The sequence below is a fragment of the Thermosipho ferrireducens genome (assembly GCF_017358165.1).
GTDB lineage: Bacteria > Thermotogota > Thermotogae > Thermotogales > Fervidobacteriaceae > Thermosipho_B > Thermosipho_B ferrireducens.
In genome coordinates this window covers 1153598-1177360 of record NZ_CP071446.1, presented here as the reverse complement: position 1 = coordinate 1177360, position 23763 = coordinate 1153598, and the positions used below count along the sequence as shown (strand labels likewise).

The following is a 23763-nucleotide window of genomic DNA, read 5'->3' as shown; positions in this document are numbered from 1 at the left end:
CTCATGCCCCCTCAAATCGAACTTTCACTGGATACTTGTTAATAATATTTTGTTTAATATTTTCCCATTCCTTATTAACTTCTTCATCATTTAAGGTTTTATCCTGTGATCTAAAAACAGCATAAAATGTTACACTTGTAAATCCTTCAGGGATTCCTTTGCCTTTATATATATCCGCTATTCCAGCTTCTTCAACAATTTTCGATTTTTCAAATTCTTCAACTAAAATTCCAGCTTTAAAGTTTGATGGAATAAGAAATGCTATATCTCTTCTAATACCTGGGTATATCACACTTGCCTTATATTCTGGAACCTCTATATAATTTTCATAAAGCTCTTTAGTACTAAGTTCAAACACAAATACCTCATCTTTTACATCATAAACTTTGTTTACAAAATCTGGCTCCAACATACCAATGAAACCTATTCTTTTACCATTTAGAATTACAGCTGCAACTTGCGTTGGTACAAAACCTTCTATTTCTGTATCTTCATAAGAAAATTTAACCCCGAAAGATTTTGAAATGTTATCTAAAATACCTTTGAAAATGTAAAAGTTAAATTTTCTATTATCTGTATAATCATATTTATTAATTCTTCCCACGGCTACCCCAGCTATTTTTTCAACATTTTCTGGTTGTTCTTTTGCGCCAATAAACACGTTCCCTATTTCAAAGATTTTAACATCTCTGTTTTGTCTTTTATAATTATACGAAAGTGATTCCATCAATCCATAAAGAAGAGTTGGCCTCATAATGTTCATATCTTCATTTATTGGATTTAAAAGTGGTACACTATTTTTCGATATTCCCCAGCATTTATGAATTTTTTCAGATATAAAAGATAAAGTGATAGCCTCACTGAATCCCTGGGACACCATCAATTCCCTGAGTTTTGATCTTAATCTTTGTTCTCGTGTTCGTCCACCTTTCCCTACTAACACCCGGAACGGTGTGCTTTCAACACTGTCGTAACCATAAATTCTTCCAACTTCTTCAACTATGTCTATAGGTCTTTCTATATCAAAATATCTAAAGGTTGGCACACAAATTTCCCATGTTTTTTCATCTCTATCTAAAACCTTAAAACCAAGATTTTGTAATATCGCTTTTGAAATATCTTCTGGAATTTGAACACCAATTACATTCTCTATTAATTGTTTCTGGAAAATTATTTTTCCTGGCTCCACTCTTTTTGAATAAACATCAAGAACTTCTGAGGAAACACCACCAGCTATTTCATAAATCAACGTCGATAACCTTTCCATTACAAACAACGCATCATCAGGATCAACGCCTCGTTCGAATCTGTATGATGATTCGGTCATCAACCCATGTTGTTTTGCAGCTTTTCTAATCTGAACAGGATCAAACATAGCCACTTCTAAAAGCAAATCAGTTGTAGTTTCTTTAACTCCTGTCAGTTCTCCTCCCATTATGCCACCAAGTGCTAAAATCTTTTCACCATTTGTTATTAAAATTTCTCCACCCTTCATTTCATATTCTTTTTCATCAAGAAGCAAAATCTTTTCACCTTTTTTAGCATTTCTGACAATAATTTTATTTCCAACCATATTTAGATCAAAAGCGTGAACTGGATGACCTGTTTCTAACATAACATAATTCGTTATATCAACTATATTGTTGATTGGTCTAATTCCCGCTGATATTAATCTTCTTTTAAGCCATAATGGGCTCTCCCCGATTTTGACATTCCTCACAACACGAGCAACATATCTCCAGCATCCTTCACTTTCAATAGTTACACTTACATCACACTTTCCCATTTTTTCATAATTATTTTCTGGAACAGAAAGAGGTATATTAAACAGCGCAGAAAGCTCGCGAGCTATCCCAATAATACTCAAACAATCAGGCCTATTGGGAGTTATTTCAATATCCAATGTCTCATCGTCCAGCTTCAAATATTTAACAACATCAGTTCCAACTGGCACCTGATCTTCAAACCTATAAACACTTTCTGATTTTTCTTCAAGACCTAATTCTTCCAGGGAACACATCATACCTTCCGAAATAACCCCTCGCATCTTTCTGCGTTCAATTTTCATCCCATTTGCAAGAATTGCCCCATCCAATGCCACAGGTATAATATCATTCACTTTTACCGTTAAATCCCCTGTAATTATATTTCTTTTTTCATTCCCAATTTCTACCTCACAAACAACTAATTTATCCGCATCTGGATGTTTCTGTATGTTTATTATTTTTCCTGCCAATATCGGTCCTGAAAGGGGAAAAGGTTTAATTATTTGTTCTACATTGTTTCCGCTAAGGCTTAATCTTTCAGCAATTTCACTAACACTTTTGTTAGTCGTTACAAAATCTTTCAACCATTCCACAGGTACTTTCAAATCTGTTCACCCCCGTTCTTTGCCTTTTCTTTTTCCAAAATTTATTACAAATCCAAGGATTATAAAAACAAGCAAAAGTCCCACAAAAATGCTTGAATAAACGGGTTGAGAAAACGTCTTTTCAAAGTCCTCTGACTTGATAATGTATTTAATTATTACAGCTATAATTGTACTACTTATAACAGCAGATCCTACAATTATCGAAAGAATGCTTACTATTTCTGTGCTTTTCCTGGCAGCAAAAAAACCTCCAATTATTCCAAAAAGAATAGCTCCACCAAAAATAAAATACCCGGACTCAGCTGGAAAACTTATACTGAAATATCTTACAACGAAATCTATTACATAATATCCTATGATTCCAAGTATTAAAAATCCAGCTATGAAAACAAATGCTCTATATAAAGCATAAATAATAGCAGCTACCAGAATACCTAATATAACCATAGCAACTTGCTTTGAAACATCGGTTGTAAGCCATTGATCAAGCTGCGGAAATTTTTCCATTAAAAACGGGAAAATAAAATTTATTCCTGCAATGAATCCTATCAATGCGATAGCAAACTTCTCAACATAATTTGCAGCGACCCATAAAAAGAACGCTACTGGAAGTGTATAAAACCAGTAATCTACAAGAGGTTTAAGATAAGTCAGCAAATCGCTTACATTTAAACTTTCTGAAACATTCACAGGTTCCCCCTCCCATCATTCTTTCAAATACTTTTTCACTTCATTTTCAACATTTTTATCGGAAAGTTTTTCTTGAGCTTTCTTTTGCTTTCCCGTTGCAATATAACACAAGGCAAGTTGTACATCCAAATCAAAAGAATGCAATCCAAGCTTCTGAGATTTTTCAAGAGCCATTATAGCCTCATCGTATTTGTCAATTTCCATTAACGCACACCCCATGTTGAAAAACGCCTCGGGAAATTCTGGATTTATATTTATTGCTTTTTTGTACATCTCAACAGCTTTTCCAATAAGACCCTTTTTTCTATAAATATTCCCGAGGTTATTGTAAGCTTCAGGTATATTTTTAGCTGCTAATTGCTGATAAATCTCTATAGCTTTTTCATATTCTCCAAGTTTTGTAAATTCAATCGCCTTCAAAAATTCATTCATTACACTATGATCCATTTATTTCACCCTCTGTAAAAATTATTGTATCAGAGTAGATCTCATCTACAATGTTTACCTGAACAGTAAAACGCATTAAAGGGAAAAGAGTAGGTCTTGCATACTCATACGTAATTTTCCATACAAGTTTTCCTTTCTTTTTTGTAAAAAGTGGTGAACCTCCTGTGTATATCCAGAGTTTTGTGTTACCATTTACAATTCTGCCTAAAAATCTTTCTGTTATAACCTCGATTCCGCTATCTTTTTTCAGATTCACTATCGATGCGTCTAAAGTTTCATACGTAACAGAAGCAAATTCTCTTACATCTTGCTCGAAAGTAGTTATAAAATCTTTAGCAAGATGTATACTATCTCCATAATAGTCTTCTATCCTTATCTGAGCAGTTAAAGTGGATTCTGTGGTCTTAAAATTATCGATATTTATAAAGATAGGCTTCTCATCTTTAAGTAAATACCATGTTATTTTATCTGCCTTCCAATCAATTACAAATAAATGCGGATAAAAGTACTCTATAAACATAGGAGAGCTTTTTAAACTAAATTTAGTATTACCAGCAATCAGAGTGTTACCTTCCAGATAAATTATTTCCCCATCTGGCGAAACCTCAAAGGACCAAACATTTTTGTTTAATGGAATTTCCTTTACATAATCTAATGTATAAATATCAAAAAGAACTATTCTATTGTTAAATCCATCGAGTATGTAAAGATTTTTGTAATTTATATCCGCATCAAGAGGTATAAATGGTTGTTTTAGCTCTTTTCTAATAAGTTTTCCGTGATCATAGATTATTATTCCGTTCATATCAACCATAACAATTCTGTCTGCTCTATCCACTCCTGCAATTATTGGAGATGCTAAATTTTCTAAGATAGGTTTATCAGTATTCAAATTAAAAAGGGAGTTATCAGAAAGGACATACACTCTTCCATAACTATCTATGGTTATATACTTTGGCTTATAATTTGTTTTTATAATTTTCCAGAGCACTCTATCTTTCAAAATAATTATTCTTTTATTTTCATAATCTGTTAAGTATATTTTATCGCCAAAAATAGCTATTGATGTAATAGAATAGAAGTATTCTTTGCCATTAACAACCCCAGAAAAAGAATCAATGAACTTAATTTTAAAGTTTTTCGAAATAGAGTTTTCAGGGATTCTGAACTTTTTTATTTTTTTTAAAAGTTCAGAAATCTCCTTTGAATTTGTTATTGTAAGTATGGTTTTTAAATTCTCTATAGCTTTATCCACCTGACCAACGTAAACATCCAATTTTGACTGAAAGTACCAATACCATGGAATTTCAACAGCGTTGATACTTCCAGTTAGAGCATCCAGCATTTTTTTATCAGCACTCTCGTATTGCCGTTCCTTCCAGAGATTTATAGCTTCGCTTAAAAATTTGCGACTCTGTTCTTCAGTAAGCAACCCAAAAACTGAAGTACCAATCAGAATCAAACCAAGAACTAACACTATTAATTTTTCTTTCATTACTATTTTCTTCCTTTCTTCCCAAGAAAATATTTCACCACATCAGTTTTTCTTTCATTACCACTAATGAGCCTCTGAATATTGTCTTTATGTCGTAAAATAGAAAACAACGCTAATGCTAAAAATACAATCCAATAACTTTTTCCCATTATCAGCGCAAACACGCTTCCAGCCAGAAGTCCTATTATAGAAGAAAGAGAAACGTACTTTGTAAAAATCACCGTTATAATCCAGAAAATAAAGAAAATCAAACCCGATAAATAATAAATCCCAAGAAAAACTCCAAAAGTTGTCGCAACACCTTTTCCACCTTTAAACTTTAGATATACTGGAAAGCAGTGCCCTATAACAGCGAAAATTCCTGCGATAATTTGAAAATTTATCCCATATTTTCTCACGATAAAAACTGCCAAAACGCCTTTTAATATGTCCAGTGCAAACGCAAATGCACCTGCCAGAGCTCCAGCGCTTCTTAAAACATTTGTTCCACCAACATTACCACTTCCAACTTTCCTTATATCTATTCCTTTCAATCTGGCTATTATAAAACTAAAAGGAATTCCACCAATTAGATATCCTATTATTGCTGATATTATAAGAGCTTTCACGTTGCACCTCCATATTAAAATTAATTTATCTCACTGGTTTTATTAATACAAGCACATAAATTTTCCTATGAAGATTTATTCTGAAAAATGCTAAATTATACATTCCATAACCAAACCGAGGAACTTTTTCAATTAATTGGTTAGCATAAATTTTTGCAATTTCTTTTCCAAATTTTTCATTGAAACTCTTAGTTTTGGAGTCGTAATAAACAACTTTTCCATCTTTAACAATTAACCTAAAGACATCAATTGATTCTTTTTCAACGGATTCGCGAATTTTTCTAAACAAAGCAGTATCAGTATCCTGCTTTTCTAATTTTTTAAAGTATATAAACTTTCCATCATTAAAAGTAAATAAATACATGATGAAATCTCTAAAATTTGGTTCAAACACATATCTCAAAAACACATTGTAATCTAAAAGACTTTTCCGAACCCCCTCAGATAATGAGTATTGGATATTCTTTTCTCGTTTTTCCTCACTTTTGATAAAATCCTGGATTGTATTTTCAAAAAACTCCGGATCATAATAAACAAGCACATGATATTCAAAAATATTCCTTCCCTGAGGAATTTTCCATTTCGCAATTATTTTTGAACTGGCAACGTAATTGTTTACAACAACATTTACACCCTGACTGTAAGAACTGTTATTAAAAAACTTTCCTAATTCTTCTGTAAGTTTACTATTACTCTTTATTTCAGCGCCTAAAAAAGTGGCGAGCTCTTCTCTTGCTTTATTACCTGCCTGTTGCCAGGCTTGATTTTCTTGTTTAACATTTGCTATAAAAGTTCCCTCAAAAACAAATAACTGATCTTTTTCATACAATTGTTTTATTCTATCTCCTGCTGTTAAATCCTTCTCTACTACTATCGAATTACCAGGAATTTTTCTTACAACAACACCATTAAAGTCTAACGATTTTTCTTTAGGTATCAACAAAAAAATTCCTAATAAGGTTATTACCACTGCAGCAAAAATTACTATAAATTTTTCATCACCTATGCTCATATTTTCCCCCCTACAAGTTATATTATAGCATTTAATATTTTTCCTGCCGCATTACCATCTCCAAAGGGATTTTTTAGATTGGTCAAATTAACACTAACACCATTTACAAGCGCTTTATAAACACTTTCTGCTGTTGTCCCAGCAAGTGTTCCAAAACCACTCTGGATTAGCTCCGGCCTTTCAGTAGTATTTCTACAAACTACCACGTATTTTGAAAAGCTTGGAGCTTCCTCTTGAACCCCTCCGCTATCAGAAGCTACAATTTTTGCTCCCTTTAAAAGAGACAAAAATGTAATATAATCCACTGGTTCAAGTAATATGGCATTTTTATATTCTTTCAATATTGGATTTACAACCTCGCGAACTTTTGGATTTAAATGTACAGGAAATACTATGGGGATATTATACTCTAAAGAAAATCTTTTGATCCCTTCAAGAATAGCAGCCATTTTTGTTCCCCAGTTTTCCCTTCTATGTAGTGTGACAAGAACGTAGTCTCTAACATCTATTACCTTTTCTCTTGCCTTATCAAGGTCAAACTTTTCTGAAATAAAATTTAATGCATCTACCACCGTGTTGCCTGTAATTTTAATTCTCTCTTTTGAAAACCCTTCACTTTCAAGATTATAGGCAGAAATTTCAGTTGGAGCAAACATTAACTCAGCAACACGATCAATTACCTGTCTATTCATTTCCTCGGGAAACGGGTCGTATAAATCACCGCTTCTCAAGCCAGCCTCAATATGCCCAACTTTGGCACCTCTATGAAATGCAGCAATCGCAGATGCCATTGCAGTGGTAGTATCACCCTGTACAAAAATCCAGTCAAATTTTTCTTTTGTAATATACTCATCCAAATAAGTTATAACCTTGGCTGCTACGGTATTCAGAGACTGATTTTGTGTCATTATGTTCATATCATAGTCAGGTGTTATATTAAAAACTTTAAGCATCATATCCATCATCTGTCTATGCTGAGCTGTTGCTATTGCCCTTACTTCTAACCCCATTTCTAAAGCTTTCATATACACCGGAGCTACTTTGATAACCTCTGGACGCGTACCAAATATTATTCCTATTTTCAAATCAATTCCCTCCTTGCTTTGATTGTTTTAATTCAAAAAGTTGCATTATAAAAACCAAAAATAAACCCAAAGCCGGTATTAAATACATTAAGGAAATATCGAAATTCGAAATGGCTCCCATTATTCCCGAAATTAACATTGCTCCTATACCTGTAAACGCATACGTTAACCCATTCAAAAGTCCTACTTCACGCCCTCCAAGTCTCATATTAGCATATTTCTGAATTGTTGGAAAAATAGGTCCCATTATGGCTCCAAGCACCCAAAAAATGTGATAATCTTTAAATACAATAATTAGAAAAACAGTTATTGAAGAAGTTATGGTTACAACATAAATGAGAAATTTTTCTCCCAACACTTCCCCTAAAAAATCACTAAACATTCGCGATATTGTATAAGTTATCCAGAAAATACTTATAGCTGATGCGGCCACAACTTTACTAATACCAAAATGTAGAAAAAGATTACCAGCCCACGTTATTACACCTATCTCACTTCCAGAATACAATAATAGCGAGATTATAGTAATATAAACTATTGGCTTTTTTAGAATCGTACGGATCTCAAAAAAATTTAGTTTTTCATATCTTGTTTCTGGAAACTTTGAAAAAATGTTCCAGACTATAAAAATAGCAACTGCAAAAGCATATATTAGATATAAATTATTGTACTCTATATTTTTAGAAATGATTTCTCTTACAAAAAGGGGAGCTAAAATCCCTCCCATACCAAAAAAGGCATGAGTTAACCCATATTTAGGATTTTTTGTGTGAGCAAGTAAAGTAGTAAGTGAAGTGAATAATAAAGCAGTTCCCGAACCAATAAGAAAAACAGAAATTAAAACCAGAGAAATTGTTTTCGATACAAAAAAAAGAACTGAACCACTTAAAATAAATGCAAATCCCAGATTATTTGCAGTTTTTACTCCTATTCGAGACATTAGAACAGAAATTATCAAAGAAAAAACAGTTGTTCCAAAGAGACTGACAACTGGTATCCATGAAGAAGTAGCAATAGATATATTAAGTGACTCCTGCAAAGTTGACATAAGCGGAGCAAGTGTATTAATAACAATAGAAATAATAAGTATGCTTGTATATGTAAAAATTTTTTCCAAAATTAAATCACCTCAAAATAATTTTATCATAACCAAACTGTATCATATCTGATGATATGAAATTTATACAAAAATATTTGAACCATTAAAACATGACCATGGTTCTATTGAAATATTCTATTGGTATCTTAAATTCACAAAAGGTGTTTATACTTAAAGACATATAAAAAATAGCTTATCATGAAGAAATTAACACTTTTATTCCGCCTTCTATTAATCCAGCGCCAATTAATACTAATATAAACTCCCAGAATCCTATATTGATAAATTCAAAAGCTGTAAGAATTACTATTATTCCAACTATAGTAGCCCCTATACCTGATGGAAATTTCTTTATCATCATTCCAAGGCCAGCAGCTGTGATGAGAAATCCTATGAATATCCAGAACGGAGAAGTTAAAGAAAAAAATACCGCAAGAATTAACAAAATACCAGCCGCAATAAGTAATCCCCCAAACATTGCAATAAACACCTCCTCTACTGAAAAAAATCCGTTAATTCCGCTTCTATCTCTATTTCATAATTTTCTATTGAGAATTCCTCAACTAAAAACTCGTTCTTCAATAAATAATTTAATATTTCAACTGCAATTTCTCTGTTATTCATATTCCTGGTGTTTTCCTTATCTACAATAACGTATGCTGTATCATTTTTTAAAATAAGTCTTCTTACAGTTAAAATTTCATTCTCTGGAATTTCTGCCAATTCTACATTAGTTATCAGCGATTTTGAAAGGCTTAATTTTTCTGAAAAAGTTCTATATTCTGATGTATCAAAAATCCATTCCATTGGTTCTTCCGGCAGAGCCAATCCTGAAAAATAAACCAGATCGTTGTCATGTTCGTCCTCATAAATTTCTAATCTTAACCGTCCATAATTTTCATTAGGTTGAATAACACATTTCACACCATTTTCTAAAAACTCCGAAAGTTTAGTAACAACTTTTTTTAAATATTCTTTTTTATCTCTTTTTACATACTTCATTATAAAACTCTCTATAAATTTCATGAAATCCTCCTTCCAAACCTTTTATCTCTCAATATTAAGTTCTGGAATAATTTTTTTGGCAATTTTCAAAGCCTCATTTATCTCCCATTTTTGTAAATGTTCTAAAATTTTTTTCGCCATAAATTCTATTTCATCTCGTGAAAAAATTGGAGATTCCTTAACCCTCCAGATTTTACTATGATATGTTTCTACTGGTATTTCGTATTCGTAAAACAATTCTTCATAAAGCTTTTCACCTGGTCTTTTACCCGTATATATTATTTCTACTTCACTTTTACCCATTAATTTTGCAAGTGTACGTGCCACCTGCTCAACTGAAATTTGCTCGCCCATATTTAACACATACAAACTCCGTTCATAAGTATACGCTCCTGCTTCCAGAACAAGTGAAACAGCTTCCGGGATACTCATAAAATATCTTTTCATTCTTGGATCTGTTATTGTAATCGGCTTATTTTGCTCTATCTGCTTTTTGAATTTCCAGAGTACACTTCCCCGGCTTCCTATAACATTCCCAAACCTTACCACAGCAAATTTAGTAACACATTCCTTAGTATTAGAAAGAACATAAAGCTCCGCTATCCTTTTACTAAGTCCCATAAATGATGTGGGATTAACAGCCTTGTCAGTTGAAATAAATATAAACCTTTCTACATTAAACTCGCAGGCATTTTTCACAAGATTAATTGTTCCAAACACGTTTACACGTATGGCTTCATATGGATTTTCTTCCATTAAAGGAACATGCTTGTGAGCAGCAGCGTGAAAAACTATTTCTGGGCTATATCTTTTAAAAACGGTTTTCATCCATTCTTCATTCTCAACATCTCCTATAACTCTATCTATATGTAAATCTGGAAATGATTCTGCCAGTTCCTCATTAATTTCATATATGCTATTTTCTCCACGCCCTAATAAAATTAATCGTTTTGGCATTTGTTTAGCTATTTGCCTACAAAGTTCACTTCCAATACTTCCACCGGCACCAGTTACCAAAACTACCTTATCTCTTATGTATCTTGAAATTGTTTCAAGATCAACTTTAACAGACTCTCTTCCAATAATATCTTCCAGAGAAAGATCCCTTATATCTTTTAACTCCACTCTATCTTTTAATAATTCTTCAACTCTTGGCAAAATCTTCACCTTAACTTTGTCAAGATTTAAATATTTTAATATTTTTCTTATCTGATCACCAGTTGCAGAGGGAATAGCAATAAGCACTTCATCTGCGTCATAGAGATGCACAACATCCATTACTTTATTTATTGGTCCATCTACTTTTATTCCAAGTATTCGTCTTCCTATTTTTGATCTGGAATCATCGACAAAAGCAACTACTCTTCCCGTCCCCGTTCTGTGCAACTCATTGGTTATCATAACTCCAGCGTCACCGGCACCAATTACCACTATTTTCTTTTCACTTCTTTTCGAAATATGGACAAAAAACTGATAAAACAATCGAGCAGTTATAAGTAAGACGTAAGACCCCAAAAAAGTTATCATTCCAACAGAACGCGGCAAAACAATATCCCTATATATATAAAAAAAGGCAAGTGCCGATAGATACGCTATAAATGACCCCCGGAAAACCAACAAAAAATCCTTGGGACTGGCATAACGCCATATTATTGAATAGTTACCATTAATTATATACACCGCAGAAGCAATAGCAACATAAATATAAACTGACTCATTATACTTACCCATCTCCAAAAAATCAAAACCAAATCTTACAAACAAAGCAAATATTCCTGCAATTAATGTTACGACAACGTCTATAAAAAAGAGAAAAAGTTTTCTCTCCAAATTGTTTGCCCTCCTCAGTTATCTTTCTACATGCTCAATTATTCCATTTAATTTTCTAAATTTATCCACAACTCTTTCATAACCACGTAAAATATGAAAATCATTATGTATCTCAGTATAGCCATTTGCCATAAATCCTGCTATCAAAAGCGCAGCGCTTGCTCTCAAATCCGTTCCTTCCACTTTGGCTCCACTTAAACTTTTTACTCCATTTATAATCGCTGTTCCATCTGATAAATATATATCAGCTCCCATCCTTCTTAGTTCATCTACATGCAAAAATCTATTTTTAAATACATTTTCTGTTATTGTACTCACGCCAGAGGCTGTGGACAGGTAAACCATTATTTGAGGTTGAAGGTCTGTGGGAAAACCGGGATATGGTAAAACATTAATTTTTGCTGAATATTTTTTTTCAGGTGCTTTTATAAATATCTTATCTTTAAATTTTTTTACTGTCGTACCGGTTTGCTTCAAAATCTCCCACAGTGTTTCAAGATGTTCTGGAACAATGTTCTCAACAAAGCCTGAGCCTCCAGTCGCAGCTAATGCTATTGCATATGTTCCTGCCTCTATTCTGTCTGGAATTATGGTATATTCTACCCCTTTTAACGAAGAAACACCCTCTATCTCTATCCTGTTAGACCCTGCACCTTTAACTTTTCCTCCCATTTTATTTAGAAAATCCTGAAGATCTACTATTTCCGGTTCCATAGCAGCATTTTCTATAATTGTAATCCCATTAAGTAAAACAGCGGTTGTCATAATATGCTCTGTGGCCCCAACACTTGGAAATGGCAGAAAATAAGTCACTTCTCTTTCTTTTTTTTCAAATTTCGCACATATTTCACCGTGTTCTATTTCTATAACAAACCCTAATCTTTCCAGACCTTTTATATGAAAATCTACTGGTCTAACACCTATAGCACATCCCCCTGGCAATGCAACTTTTGCGCTTCCCAAAACAGATGCAAGTGGCCCCAATACATTAAAAGAAGCTCTCATTCTCCTAACAAGTTCGTAAGAAATTTCTCCATTTTTCACCTGGCCACTTATGGTTACTGTGTTATTTTCAAAAACAACTTTTTTCCCCGCTTCTCTGAGAATACAAAACATGGTTTGCACATCGGCAAGGTCGGGAATATTTTTTAATACAACCTGTTCATCCGTTAACAAAGATGCTGCCAGAATGGGAAGTGCAGAATTTTTAGCACCGGAGATCTTAACTGTTCCCTCTAAGGTAGATTTTTTAACTAAAAAGTATCCCATGTTATCTCAGTCCTTAACCATATCAATTAGCTCTTCTAAATTAGTAGAATCAGAAGGATATGAAGCTAATTTTATTTCAAATTTAAGCTCAGGAATTTTAAGCTCTAAAAGTTTTGCTATTCGTTCTTTAACTTTTATAGCATCTTCACGTGTGATTTCAGTAAGAAGAACTATAAAAGTATTTTCATTATATCGTCCTATACTGTCGAGTGGTACCCTTACAGCTTCTCTTAAAACTTTCCCTATTAAAATAAGGGTATGCTCTTTTTCTAATTCTTTACTTTCGCCAAAACTTAACGCCTTTACAGTTATTAACGAATATTCAAAATTTTCCTCAAAAGCCTTTTGATGATAGTAATTTATTAACTTATAAATATGTTCGCGAGAGTATACCCTGGTAAGCGGATCAATCATTCGTTTTGTACCAATGTCTTTTATAAAACTATCGAAAGATTCAAACTGCCTTTTAACTATCTCCGAATATTCGTACAAAAGCGACTCGAGCTCGTTTTGCCTATTCTTTAAAGCTGTATTCTCATCCTCAAGTTCCCTTAGCTTCTTAATAAGTTCTTCTTTGCTCATTTTCTCATAAGCCGCCATTGGAATTTCCCCCCTTCAAATAATCCTCAACAACAACCAATTTAGTTTTTATACCAATCTCAGGAATATCTGGATAAAATTTTCCACTGACTACCCTTCCGATTCTTATCTCATTAGCAGCCAAAAGTCTTCCATAAGGTAAAAATTTAGATAAATAGACATTTGCATTATTTACTTTTATGTTATCTTCTATAATTAAGTTTCCCCTATTGTAAAAAGCTTCTATTTCCAACTTTTCTTCAGCCACTACCGTTACTCTGAAAGAATCATACCACCATTTTTTAAAATACGCATATTTTCCTGTCTCTCTCACAAATCCCACAAAACTTCCATCTATTGTAAACACTAACCCTCTTGTCTCAACTTTATACAAATAGAAACCTTCTGCATCTTCGCTTATAATATCGTGAGTGGTTAAAGAATCCCCAAAAAGTGTTATATTATACACGTAGTTTTTACTATCAAAAAATTCATTTACTGTTTTTCTAAAATAAAACAAAGGGTACGAAAATTCCCGATAAATATTATAAACGAACTCCGCAGGATAGTTCTCAAAAATTAGATTGAAAAAAAACAGAAATAGAAGCATCAATATAGAAAAGACCAATATTTCTGATTTCATTCGTTCCTCCTTAATCGCGAAAGTATATCAAGCTTATCTAATACCATACCAGCTCCACGCGCAACGCATGTCATAGGTTCATCAGCCCTTATAGCATCTATACCAGTTTCTTTAGAAATTAACTTAGTTATTCCTCTCAAGAGAGAACCACCACCTGCTACAACTATTCCTTTTTCAGTAATATCCGCAACAAGTTCTGGAGGAGTTTTTTCTATGGTAGACTTTGTTGCATCTATAATTTGCATAACAATGGGCTTCAAAGCTTCCCTGATTTCTCCGCCTTTTAATATTAATTTTTTAGGAAGCCCCGTTGAAAGGTCAATCCCTGTTATATATGTCTCAAGTTCATCATATTCTTTGTCAGGGTAAACGTTCCCTATTTCCATTTTCACACGTTCTGCAGTTCTTTCTCCTATAATAACCCTGTATATTTCGCGAACATACTGAACTATTGACTCATCCAATTCATCTCCAGCTAACCTGATGGAAGTCCACGTCACAAGGCTTCCAAGAGATATAACAGCTATTTCCGTGGTTCCTCCACCAATATCAATTACCATATTTCCAGAAGGTTCTTCAACATTAAGATTTGCCCCAATTGCCGTAGCCATAGGTTCTTCTATTAAAAATACACGCTTTGCTCCTGCTTCGTTCCCTGCTTCTAAAATAGCTCTGCTTTCTACCTCTGTTATACCAACAGGAACGCCTACAACCACCATTGGTCTGAACAACGAAAAACCATTTTGAGCCCTATTTATAAAATAATTGAGCATTGCCAGGGCAATATTGTAATCTGCTATAACACCATCTTTTAACGGACGAATGGCTTTAATATATGCCGGGGTTTTCCCGAGCATTCTCTTTGCTTCTTCCCCCACTTTTATAACTTCCTCAGTTTCGACATTTATCGCCACTACAGATGGTTCATTTACAACTATTCCTTTACCTTTCACATAAACTAACGTATTCGCCGTACCTAAATCTATTCCCAGATCCTGTCTTTTAAAAATCATACACTCAACACTCCTTTATTAAACTTTCAAGCCTTTCAATCGCTTCAGGCAATTTATTTTTCAACTTACCACCCGCCTGAGCGAAATCTGGACGTCCACCTCCGCCTCCACCTAATATCCTGGCAAGCTCTTTTGCTATATTTCCAGAATGCAAATTTTCTACACCTTTCTTCCTCTTAACAACTATTAAAATCTTATCTTCACTAACCACGTTAAATAACGCAACAAGATCCAATCCTTTGTCTATCAATTTATCAGCAACTTCTCTTAGTACATTACTATCCATTCCTTCAAAAACTGCTGTAACGAATTTTATTTTATTGATATTTTTTGAGTTTTTAAAGATTTCATCAAAGTTAATATTTTTAGAACGCAACTGTTTAATCTCATTCTTTAATTTTTTAATTTCTTCCTTATATTTTTGAATTTTATCTATCATATCATTTTCTGAAACTTCCAACTCATCTTTAACAGAATCAACTATTTTTGTCAGTTCTCTATACTTTTCCAAAAAGTTCATACCTGTTATGGCTTCTATTCTCCTGACTCCAGCACTTACCGAACTCTCGGATACAATCTTGAAAAGACCTATTTCTCCGGTATTATGAACGTGCGTACCTCCACATAGTTCTTCACTAAATTCTCCTACTTTCACTACTCTTACAACATCTCCATACTTCTCTTCAAACAACGCTACAGCTCCTTCTCTAACTGCTTCACTATACGCTTTTTCCTCAACAACAACAGGAATAGCCCGCATAATAACATCATTCACCAGATTCTCTATTTTTACAATCTCCTCTTTTGAAAGCGCTTTATAATGTGTAAAATCAAATCTAAGTCTCCTGGGTTCAACTAAAGATCCAGCCTGTTTTACATGTTCTCCAAGCAATTTTCTTAAAGCCGCATGCAAGATGTGAGTTGCTGTGTGATTCTTCATTGTGTATTTACGTTTTTCCGTATCTACTTTGGCTTCAACCATGTCGTTTACTAAAATTCTTCCGCTCACATAGCCTTTATGAACTATTACTCCTTCAACAGGGGAATACACATGGACTACTTCCATTTCACCAGCTGGTCCTTTTATTACACCTGTATCTGCAACCTGTCCACCCTTTTCAGGATAAAAAGGGGTTACAGATAACACTATTTCCCCTTCTGAATTCTCTATATGTTCGACAAAATTGTTGCCTTTTTTTATTGATAGCACTTTTGAAGTGCTATACATTTTCTCGTACCCGACAAATTCTGTCTTTACATTTAAATTTTCATAATCGGTCTTCTTAGAAAATTCCACATTCCCGAGAGCGGCACGCGCACGTTCTCTCTGTTCAGACATATATTTTTCAAAACCTTCTTCATCAAGCTCGTACCCATTCTCTTCAGCTATGTCTTTAAGAATATCAATTGGAAATCCATATGTATCATAAAGTTTAAATGCATTTTCGCCGCTTATGTAAAGATTATTTTCGTGAGCTATTTTCTCAACGAGTTCTAAACCCCTGCTTAAATTCTTTAAAAATCTTTCTTCTTCTCCCAGAGTTATTTCCTTTATGAAACTCGCCCTTTTCTTTATCTGTGGATAAATGCTACCCATTTTCTCAACCACAGCGTCAACAACTTTATATAAAAATGGTTCTTTTGAATTCAGCAGTGCTCCATGCCTTAACGCTCTTCTCAATATTCTTCTCAGCACATAACCTCTTCCTTCATTTGAAGGCAACACTCCATCGGCTATCAGGAAGGTCACAGCCCGCACATGATCTGCTATTACTCTTATAGAAACATCTGTCTTTTTTAAATCTTTATATTTTACCCCTAAAACTTCTTCTATCCTTTTGATAATCGGTTCAAATAAATCTGTATCAAAATTATAATAAACTCCCTGCATCATGGCAGCTATTCTTTCTAATCCTGCACCGGTATCTATGTTCTTTTTTTCCAATGGATGCAGTTTCCCACTTTCATCCTGATAAAATTCTGTAAATACCAGATTCCATATCTCAACAAAACGACCTTCTGTATTGGCAGGCGTCGGGGATTTTCCGTCAATGGTTGGAACTTCTATACCAGTATCATAAAATATCTCCGTATCAGGGCCACAGGGGCCTGTTGGCCCCACAGGTCCCCAGAAATTATCCTCTTTTCCCATTTTTACAATTTTATATTCAGGTATTCCCAGCCCACTCCAGATTTTATAAGCTTCTTCATCTTCTTCATAGACAGAAATCCAGAGTTTATCCTCAGGAACTTCCAAAATTTGAGTTACAAATTCCCAGGCCCATTCAATAGCCTTTTCCTTAAAATAATCTCCAAATGAAAAATTTCCAAGCATTTCAAAGAATGTATGATGCCTTGGAGTTTTTCCAACATTTTCTATGTCTGTGGTCCTTATACATTTTTGACATGTCGCTACCCTACGATAAACAGGTTTTACCTTTCCCCAAAATATAGGTTTAAATGGAACCATTCCAGCCACAGTAAAAAGAAGTTGAGGATCATTAGGTACCAACGATGCGCTTGGTAATATTTTATGCCCTTTTTTCTCAAAAAACTCAAGAAATGTTCTCCTTATTTCCGAAGATTCCATATATTTCAAACTTCAGCACCTCCTGAGACAATTAGAAGTATTCTAAGAAAATATAAATTATTGGAACAACAAATAATAAACCATCTATTCTGTCTAACATTCCTCCATGACCTGGCATTATACTACCCATATGTTTTACGCTATACACTCTCTTTATGGAAGATTCAAACAAATCTCCAAACGTATCAAAAAAGCCCGTGATAATTCCAAACGGTAAAGAATACCAGAGTGGTATGTTTTCAGAAACAAAAATATTGGCAATCCAGAGATAAATAAATGAGTATAAAACAGTTCCAAAAATTCCTCCAATAACACCTTCAATACTTTTGTTAGGACTATAAACTTTTGATATCTTGTGTTTTCCAAAGTTCACACCAGTAAAGTATGCAAAAGAATCAAACGCCCAGCTTAACGTAAGTGTTAAAAGTGCCAACGCAGCTCCATGTTTTGCATACATTGGTATAAAAAAAGACAAATTAAATGATATATAAATTAATGCCAGAGCAAACATCAAATAATGTTCGAGAACCCTATCAAGTCTTCTAACAGAATATAAAGTACCAGTTATTCCTGTTATAAATAAAACACTGAGTAACTCAAGAGGTCTGTCTTTAAAAACTATCCCATACAACACAGGATATGATGTAACTATAGCAATATAAAAAAATAGTGTTCCCATTTTTCTGTATTTTTTTAACGTAGAAAAAAATAGTTCAGAGCTTGACAAAAACACTATAGAAGCTACCAGTCCAACCAGGCTATTATAAGCTACAAAACACGCAACTACAAATGGCGCAATTATTAAGGCACTTATGACTCTTACTTTTGTCTCACTCACTTTATCCCCCCAAAACGTCTTTGACGAGCATTGAAATCTTTTATAGCCTCATCTAAATCTGCCTCGGAAAAATCCGGCCAATAAACGTCTGTAAAATAAAGTTCACTGTATGCAGCTTGCCATATTAAAAAGTTACTTAATCTCATTTCGCCAGATGTTCTAATAATCAAATCTGGATCTGGGATTTCAGGAGCATACAAAAAATTCCTAAAACTTTTTTCATCTACTTCCTTAATTCCCTTTTCAATAATTTTTTTCACAGCATCCACTATTTCCGCTTTTCCACCATAATTCAGTGCCATATTCACTATTATTCTGCTATTATTTCTGGTTTTTTCCTCGTATTCTTTACAGATTTTATAAACTCTGGTACTTATCTCTTTAACTCGTCCTGTAAAAATCAACCTGACTCCCTGTTTGTTCATTCGCTCGTAAAATTCGGAGATTTTATTTATCAAAAGGTTAAAAATAAAATCTACTTCACTTTTAGGCCTTTTCCAATTTTCAGTTGAAAATGCAAAAAATGTGGTATACTTTACATTCCTTTCAGCGCACCACTGAACGACCTCTTCTATTTTATAAGCTCCTCTGAGGTGTCCTTCAACACGCGGTTTATGACGCTTTCGCGCCCAGCGTCCATTACCGTCCATTATGAAAGCTATGTGTGTCAAACTCAAAATTCCATGATCTCCTTTTCCTTTTTTTCAAACAAACTATCCAGCTCTTTTATGTACTTATCAGTCAGAGATTGTACTTCCTTTTCATACCTTTTTTCATCGTCTTCTGACATTTCACCATTTTTTTTCATTTCTTTTAATTCTTTTAAAACATCTCTCCTTATATTTCTAATAGCTATTTTCCCCTGCTCAACTATTTCTTTACTTTTCTTCACCCATTTTTCCCTTTGTTCTGTAGTGGGTGTCGGAAATATCAACCTTATTACATTCCCATCATTTATGGGATTCAAACCGAGATCACTGGCCTGAATAGCTTTTTCTATATTATTCAATATATTTCTTTCCCACGGTTTTATTACAAGCGCCCTATCTTCTGTAACACTTATAGTTGCCACCTGATTAACAGGCGTAGGTACTCCATAATAATCAATCTTTATTTCCTCTAAAACTGCAGGTGAAGGCCTGCCTGTTCTTAATCTTTTCAACTCTTCCTCAATTGCATTTACGCTTTTTTTCATTTTTTCTTCTGTCTGTTTGATGAAAACAGGCTTCATTCAAACACACCTCCTAACAATTTTAATTTCATTTTTTATACAGTGAATATTATATCATGGAATTTCTACCTCATATGAAAAAGTTTTACGTTCCTGACCCACAAGTTGAATTACAAAAGTATATTTTCCACCCTTTGGAAAAAACACGGGAACCGTTAAAGCTATTTCACTTCCAGAAGGCGGTATGTAAACTTTAGAATTAGAAATTTCATAATTATAATTTATCTCGGGAATAAGAAGCGATAGGGAAGAAAATTTTAAAAAACGTTCCTTTGATGACTTATTAGTAAGTGACACATGGAGCGTAACTTTTTTCTTCGCTAAAAGAAGTTCATCGGAATACACATTGGCCTGAATATTCTTATAAGTTCTTTCTGGAAAATCTATTACTCTTATTCCAATAGCACTACTTTTTACTATATCATTGACTGTCAAAACAGTTTTTACATTATATATTCCTTTGCTTTTTACAACAAAAGTTTTTTCAGGTTCAAAAATCAAAACTTCACCAGAATTTATAGAATAGGTATTTTCCTTTTCCTGCTTATTAACAAAAATAACTTTTCCTACATCTGATTTTTCTATTTTCCATACTATACTTTTGACTCGTAAATCTGTTGGACTTGAAGTTCTATTACGCACCACCAATTTTGGAAGAAATTCTTCATTAACAACATAAAATGGATCCACCTGCAACGTATATGTTACTTCCTCTTTAACAACAAAATAGTTTGTCGTTGAGAGCTTTTTCCCATTTATTAACGCTTCCGCTTTAATTAAATATTCACCCGACTTGAGTCTTGAAAGGTACGCTTCTCTCTCAAGTTCAAAAACTAACCGACTTTTTAAAGCTTCTATTTCTGAAGATATCTGAGAATTATAATCAAAATTGTAAATACTTTGTCCGTCTTTTCGTTCAATCGAAAATTTAAAATAATTTAAAACAAATTTTCTATTTCTATTCCTTGTATTGATAATATAAACTCTTGCCTTAATTTGCTCATCAGAATAATACTCCTGAGAAGTTTTTATAATAAACTGGTACCCATCAACTATTTGTGAAGTAGTAGAAATTGGTGCTCTAAATTTCATAACTACAAACACCAGAATCACAACTATAAAAATATTTATAAATAGATAGTACACACTTCTTCGCCTATATGCATTTATTTCTTCCTTTAATTTTTTTTCTTTCTCTTCCCTTAATTTATTATAATTGTTCTGCATTATATCCCCCTGCTATCCTTAACACTTCTTCTAACGTTGTTTCTCCGCTAAGCACTTTTAAAAAACCATCCTCAAATAATGTTCTCATGCCATTTTTACGGGCAACTCGCGTTAACTCAGATGTAGATGCCTTTTGATTTATAGCTTTTCTAATTTCATCATCTACCATTAAAACCTCTGCTATTGCTGTTCTTCCTTTATAACCTGTATTATTACAAACCTGACAACCATTCCCTATATATTGAACAGTTTCCTTTTCCGGGTAGAGTTTTTTTGCTAAATTTTCATATTCTTCAGGCAACACCTTTTTAACAGCACAGTCTTTACACACTTTTCTTACAAGTCGCTGCCCAATTACCCCTATTAAAGAGGCACTTATAAGCGACGGATCAATTCCCATATTTATAAGTCTGTCAATAGCACCAACAGCGGTGTTTGTGTGCAATGTCGACAACACTAAATGCCCGGTTAATGATGCTTCTACTGCTAATTGAGCAGTTTCTCTGTCTCTTATTTCTCCAACCATTATTATATCAGGATCCTGTCTCAAAAAGGCCCTAAGATAACGCGCAAAGGTCAATCCAATTTCAGGATTAACCTGGCACTGCGTAATTCCTTCAATTGTATATTCAACAGGATCTTCAGCTGTAATTATATTAACTCCTTCGTGATTTAAAGTATTAATTATACCAACAAGCGTAGTACTTTTTCCGCTTCCAGTTGGTCCAGTCACAAGGATTATCCCATGAGGATGTTCTATTAGTTTTTGAATTCTAACAAAATTGTATTTAGTATACCCGGAATCTTCCAACCGCCTTTTAGAATGAGAAACCTTTAATATTCTCATGACAATTTTTTCGCCGTGAACAGACGGCATTGTAGAGACTCTAAAATCGTACTGTTCTCCTTCCTTTTTAATAAAAAACTTCCCATCCTGAGGTAACCTTCTTTCGGTAATATCAAGTTTTGAAAGAATCTTTATTCTTGTGATAACCGAATTATGACTTATTTTTGGATACTCTGTAACTCTTTTCAGTACACCGTCTATTCTATACCTTATAATAACCTTTCTTGAAGTTGGTTCTATATGAACATCACTTGCATCAAGTTCAATAGCATGTTCTATTATATTATTCACAAGACGAACTATAGGAGTATCCTCATGTGATGGCTCCTCTTCAATTGCTTCTTCGCTTTCCTCTTCAGAAATATTGTAAATGATATTATCAACTTCAAGATTCAACCCTGCGCTGGAGGAAAAAATCATTTTCATTTCTTCGAAAAGGTCAGGAGCTATAAGATAAATTTCCACATCTTTGTTGAGAAAAAATTTTAACCTTCTTTTTATCAATGGTATATTATATACATTGTCCGTGACAATCGTAATTTTTTTCTCATCTTCTTTTACAGGTAAAAATCTCAACTCTTCCATTAATTCTTTTTTAAACTTATTTCTCAAAGAAGAATCAATTTCTGGGATTTTTGAATAAAAATTTACATTATACTGCTCTGCAAGTGCCTTAGTCAACTGCTCCCAGGTACAATAACCTAACTCCACCAGCACCTGTCCAATGGGTTTTTTTGTTTCCCGCTGAATCTCCAGAGCCTTTTTCAAATCCAGCTCTGTTATTATTCCTTTTTCTATCAAAATGTCTCCTAGACGTTTATATTTCTTTTCCGTCATCACCCATTACCTCCAGCCCGAATTTGAATAGGGCAGGGATATCATCCTCGGAAAATAAGAAATCTTCCTCCTGATCAAATCCTGTAGCTATTAAAGTAACCCTTATTTCATCTTCAGGAACTTCTTCATCAATTATTACACCAAATTTCATGTCAGCATCTTCACTGCATGATTGTCTTATTATCATAGCTGCTTCCTGCATTTCATGAAGTTTAAACGTCTTAGGAGCAGTAATGTTCAAAATAAGTGACTTTGCATTTTCCACAGGATGTTCTATAAGTCTGCTTTCCATGGCTCCACGGGCAGCTTCAAGAGCTCTTTTACTACCCTTCCCAATACCTATACCAAGCATAGCTGCTCCTGCTCCCCTCATAACAGACTCAATGTCTGCGAAATCAAGGTTAATATATCCACGCTTTGTTATTAACTCCGATATTCCTTTAATTCCTTGATGAAGCGTTTCATCCGCTCTTGCAAATGCATTCACCAGAGGCGTATCAGCTGAAAGCTCCTCCAAAAGTTTATTGTTACTAATTTTTATTAAAGTATCAACTTTGCCATGAATCTTTTTAATCCCTTCCATTGCAGCTTTCCAACGTGGTGTACCTTCAAAAAAGAAAGGAGTTGTAATTATCGCAACGGTAAGAATCCCAAGATTCTTCGCAATTTCAGCAATAACCGGCGCTGCACCTGTTCCAGTTCCACCACCAAAACCAGCTGTTATAAACAGCATATCTGTTCCATGAAGAAGTTCCTCCAGCTTTTTTTTGTCCTCAAGGGCTGCTTCCTCACCAATTTTGGGATTTCCCCCTGCACCTAATCCTTTAGTTAGTTTTTCTCCAATCTGTACAATCTCATCAGCTTTGTTAATTTCTAAAACCTGAGCATCTGTATTCACTGCAACAAAAGTCACATCTTTTATGCCTGTCTCCACCATTCTGTTTACAGCATTACATCCAGCACCGCCAACCCCTATAACTTTTATAACCGGCAACTTTTTCACACTTTCGTTTTCTATTCTTATATTAAAAGCCATAACCATTCCTC

At 33.9% G+C, this 23763-nt stretch carries 22 protein-coding genes; all 22 read right to left on the bottom strand.

The features are described from left to right. Position 1: 1 nt before the first annotated feature. The 22 genes from pheT to ftsZ all read right to left on the bottom strand — a co-directional run bounded on the left by pheT (position 2) and on the right by ftsZ (position 23752). Entirely contained in the window at positions 2-2371 is a 2370-nt protein-coding gene (pheT, locus tag JYK00_RS05850) for a phenylalanine--tRNA ligase subunit beta (protein WP_207565991.1), read from the bottom strand. Between the two features lie 6 nt (positions 2372-2377). Further along, positions 2378-3061, bottom strand: a complete 684-nt coding sequence (locus JYK00_RS05845; protein WP_207565990.1) for a hypothetical protein — start codon at positions 3059-3061, stop codon at positions 2378-2380. Positions 3062-3076: 15 nt separating this feature from the next. Further along, positions 3077-3508 carry a tetratricopeptide repeat protein gene (locus tag JYK00_RS05840; RefSeq protein WP_228288123.1) on the bottom strand — a complete coding sequence of 144 codons (432 nt, stop codon included), beginning with the start codon at positions 3506-3508 and terminating at the stop codon, positions 3077-3079. Further along, positions 3498-5003: an NHL repeat-containing protein gene (locus tag JYK00_RS05835; RefSeq protein WP_207565989.1), complete on the bottom strand. Its 1506-nt coding sequence runs from the start codon at positions 5001-5003 to the stop codon at positions 3498-3500. The genes JYK00_RS05840 and JYK00_RS05835 overlap by 11 nt, the downstream gene beginning before the upstream one ends. 2 nt (positions 5004-5005) lie before the next feature. After that, the gene (gene plsY / locus JYK00_RS05830) at positions 5006-5611 is read right to left on the bottom strand and encodes a glycerol-3-phosphate 1-O-acyltransferase PlsY (protein ID WP_207565988.1); all 606 of its coding nucleotides are present in this window, start codon (positions 5609-5611) and stop codon (positions 5006-5008) included. 25 nt (positions 5612-5636) lie between these two features. Beyond that, positions 5637-6623: a hypothetical protein gene (locus JYK00_RS05825; RefSeq protein ID WP_207565987.1), complete on the bottom strand. Its 987-nt coding sequence runs from the start codon at positions 6621-6623 to the stop codon at positions 5637-5639. A 17-nt stretch (positions 6624-6640) separates the two neighbouring features. After that, on the bottom strand, positions 6641-7708 hold the full coding sequence (gene wecB, locus JYK00_RS05820) for a non-hydrolyzing UDP-N-acetylglucosamine 2-epimerase (protein WP_207565986.1): 1068 nt from the start codon (positions 7706-7708) through the stop codon (positions 6641-6643). Between the two features lies 1 nt (position 7709). Beyond that, positions 7710-8825: an MFS transporter gene (locus JYK00_RS05815; RefSeq protein ID WP_207565985.1), complete on the bottom strand. Its 1116-nt coding sequence runs from the start codon at positions 8823-8825 to the stop codon at positions 7710-7712. Between the two features lie 178 nt (positions 8826-9003). After that, positions 9004-9285, bottom strand: a complete 282-nt coding sequence (locus JYK00_RS05810) for a hypothetical protein (RefSeq protein ID WP_207565984.1) — start codon at positions 9283-9285, stop codon at positions 9004-9006. Positions 9286-9302: 17 nt separating this feature from the next. Further along, complete coding sequence (locus tag JYK00_RS05805; RefSeq protein ID WP_207565983.1) at positions 9303-9833, bottom strand: hypothetical protein; 531 nt, start codon at positions 9831-9833, stop codon at positions 9303-9305. Between the two features lie 21 nt (positions 9834-9854). Continuing rightward, the gene (locus tag JYK00_RS05800; RefSeq protein WP_207565982.1) at positions 9855-11642 is read right to left on the bottom strand and encodes a polysaccharide biosynthesis protein; all 1788 of its coding nucleotides are present in this window, start codon (positions 11640-11642) and stop codon (positions 9855-9857) included. 18 nt (positions 11643-11660) lie between these two features. Then, a complete protein-coding gene (gene murA, locus JYK00_RS05795) occupies positions 11661-12911 on the bottom strand; it encodes a UDP-N-acetylglucosamine 1-carboxyvinyltransferase (protein ID WP_207565981.1) in 1251 nt (416 codons plus the stop codon). A gap of 6 nt (positions 12912-12917) precedes the next feature. After that, complete coding sequence (locus JYK00_RS05790) at positions 12918-13511, bottom strand: diguanylate cyclase domain-containing protein (RefSeq protein ID WP_207565980.1); 594 nt, start codon at positions 13509-13511, stop codon at positions 12918-12920. Then, positions 13498-14133: a hypothetical protein gene (locus JYK00_RS05785; RefSeq protein WP_207565979.1), complete on the bottom strand. Its 636-nt coding sequence runs from the start codon at positions 14131-14133 to the stop codon at positions 13498-13500. Before JYK00_RS05785 ends, JYK00_RS05790 begins: the two co-directional genes overlap by 14 nt. Then, a complete protein-coding gene (mreB, locus tag JYK00_RS05780) occupies positions 14130-15146 on the bottom strand; it encodes a rod shape-determining protein (RefSeq protein WP_207565978.1) in 1017 nt (338 codons plus the stop codon). The genes JYK00_RS05785 and mreB overlap by 4 nt, the downstream gene beginning before the upstream one ends. Positions 15147-15150: 4 nt before the next feature. Beyond that, positions 15151-17745: an alanine--tRNA ligase gene (alaS, locus tag JYK00_RS05775; RefSeq protein WP_207565977.1), complete on the bottom strand. Its 2595-nt coding sequence runs from the start codon at positions 17743-17745 to the stop codon at positions 15151-15153. Between the two features lie 22 nt (positions 17746-17767). Next, positions 17768-18574, bottom strand: a complete 807-nt coding sequence (locus JYK00_RS05770; protein ID WP_207565976.1) for a phosphatidate cytidylyltransferase — start codon at positions 18572-18574, stop codon at positions 17768-17770. After that, on the bottom strand, positions 18571-19251 hold the full coding sequence (uppS, locus tag JYK00_RS05765) for a polyprenyl diphosphate synthase (protein ID WP_207565975.1): 681 nt from the start codon (positions 19249-19251) through the stop codon (positions 18571-18573). Before uppS ends, JYK00_RS05770 begins: the two co-directional genes overlap by 4 nt. Next, positions 19248-19805, bottom strand: coding sequence for a ribosome recycling factor (gene frr, locus JYK00_RS05760; RefSeq protein WP_207565974.1), 558 nt, complete (start codon positions 19803-19805; stop codon positions 19248-19250). The genes uppS and frr overlap by 4 nt, the downstream gene beginning before the upstream one ends. A gap of 54 nt (positions 19806-19859) precedes the next feature. After that, positions 19860-21032 (bottom strand): hypothetical protein, encoded by a 1173-nt coding sequence (locus JYK00_RS05755; RefSeq protein ID WP_207565973.1) that lies wholly within the window; start codon positions 21030-21032, stop codon positions 19860-19862. Beyond that, positions 21016-22716, bottom strand: a complete 1701-nt coding sequence (locus tag JYK00_RS05750; RefSeq protein WP_207565972.1) for a GspE/PulE family protein — start codon at positions 22714-22716, stop codon at positions 21016-21018. Before JYK00_RS05750 ends, JYK00_RS05755 begins: the two co-directional genes overlap by 17 nt. Then, a complete protein-coding gene (ftsZ, locus tag JYK00_RS05745; RefSeq protein WP_207565971.1) occupies positions 22697-23752 on the bottom strand; it encodes a cell division protein FtsZ in 1056 nt (351 codons plus the stop codon). Before ftsZ ends, JYK00_RS05750 begins: the two co-directional genes overlap by 20 nt. Positions 23753-23763 lie beyond the last annotated feature (11 nt).

Excerpts from the sequence above, each read along its gene's own strand:
- JYK00_RS05840 (WP_228288123.1), bottom strand. The coding sequence starts at position 3,508 with ATGGATCATAGTGTAATGAATGAATTTTTGAAGGCGATTGAATTTACA.
- JYK00_RS05835 (WP_207565989.1), bottom strand. The coding sequence starts at position 5,003 with ATGAAAGAAAAATTAATAGTGTTAGTTCTTGGTTTGATTCTGATTGGT.
- JYK00_RS05825 (WP_207565987.1), bottom strand. The coding sequence starts at position 6,623 with ATGAGCATAGGTGATGAAAAATTTATAGTAATTTTTGCTGCAGTGGTA.
- JYK00_RS05810 (WP_207565984.1), bottom strand. The coding sequence starts at position 9,285 with ATGTTTGGGGGATTACTTATTGCGGCTGGTATTTTGTTAATTCTTGCG.
- JYK00_RS05805 (WP_207565983.1), bottom strand. The coding sequence starts at position 9,833 with ATGAAATTTATAGAGAGTTTTATAATGAAGTATGTAAAAAGAGATAAA.
- murA (WP_207565981.1), bottom strand. The coding sequence starts at position 12,911 with ATGGGATACTTTTTAGTTAAAAAATCTACCTTAGAGGGAACAGTTAAG.
- JYK00_RS05790 (WP_207565980.1), bottom strand. The coding sequence starts at position 13,511 with ATGGCGGCTTATGAGAAAATGAGCAAAGAAGAACTTATTAAGAAGCTA.
- JYK00_RS05785 (WP_207565979.1), bottom strand. The coding sequence starts at position 14,133 with ATGAAATCAGAAATATTGGTCTTTTCTATATTGATGCTTCTATTTCTG.
- mreB (WP_207565978.1), bottom strand. The coding sequence starts at position 15,146 with ATGATTTTTAAAAGACAGGATCTGGGAATAGATTTAGGTACGGCGAAT.
- frr (WP_207565974.1), bottom strand. The coding sequence starts at position 19,805 with ATGAAGCCTGTTTTCATCAAACAGACAGAAGAAAAAATGAAAAAAAGC.
- JYK00_RS05755 (WP_207565973.1), bottom strand. The coding sequence starts at position 21,032 with ATGCAGAACAATTATAATAAATTAAGGGAAGAGAAAGAAAAAAAATTA.
- JYK00_RS05750 (WP_207565972.1), bottom strand. The coding sequence starts at position 22,716 with ATGACGGAAAAGAAATATAAACGTCTAGGAGACATTTTGATAGAAAAA.
- ftsZ (WP_207565971.1), bottom strand. The coding sequence starts at position 23,752 with ATGGCTTTTAATATAAGAATAGAAAACGAAAGTGTGAAAAAGTTGCCG.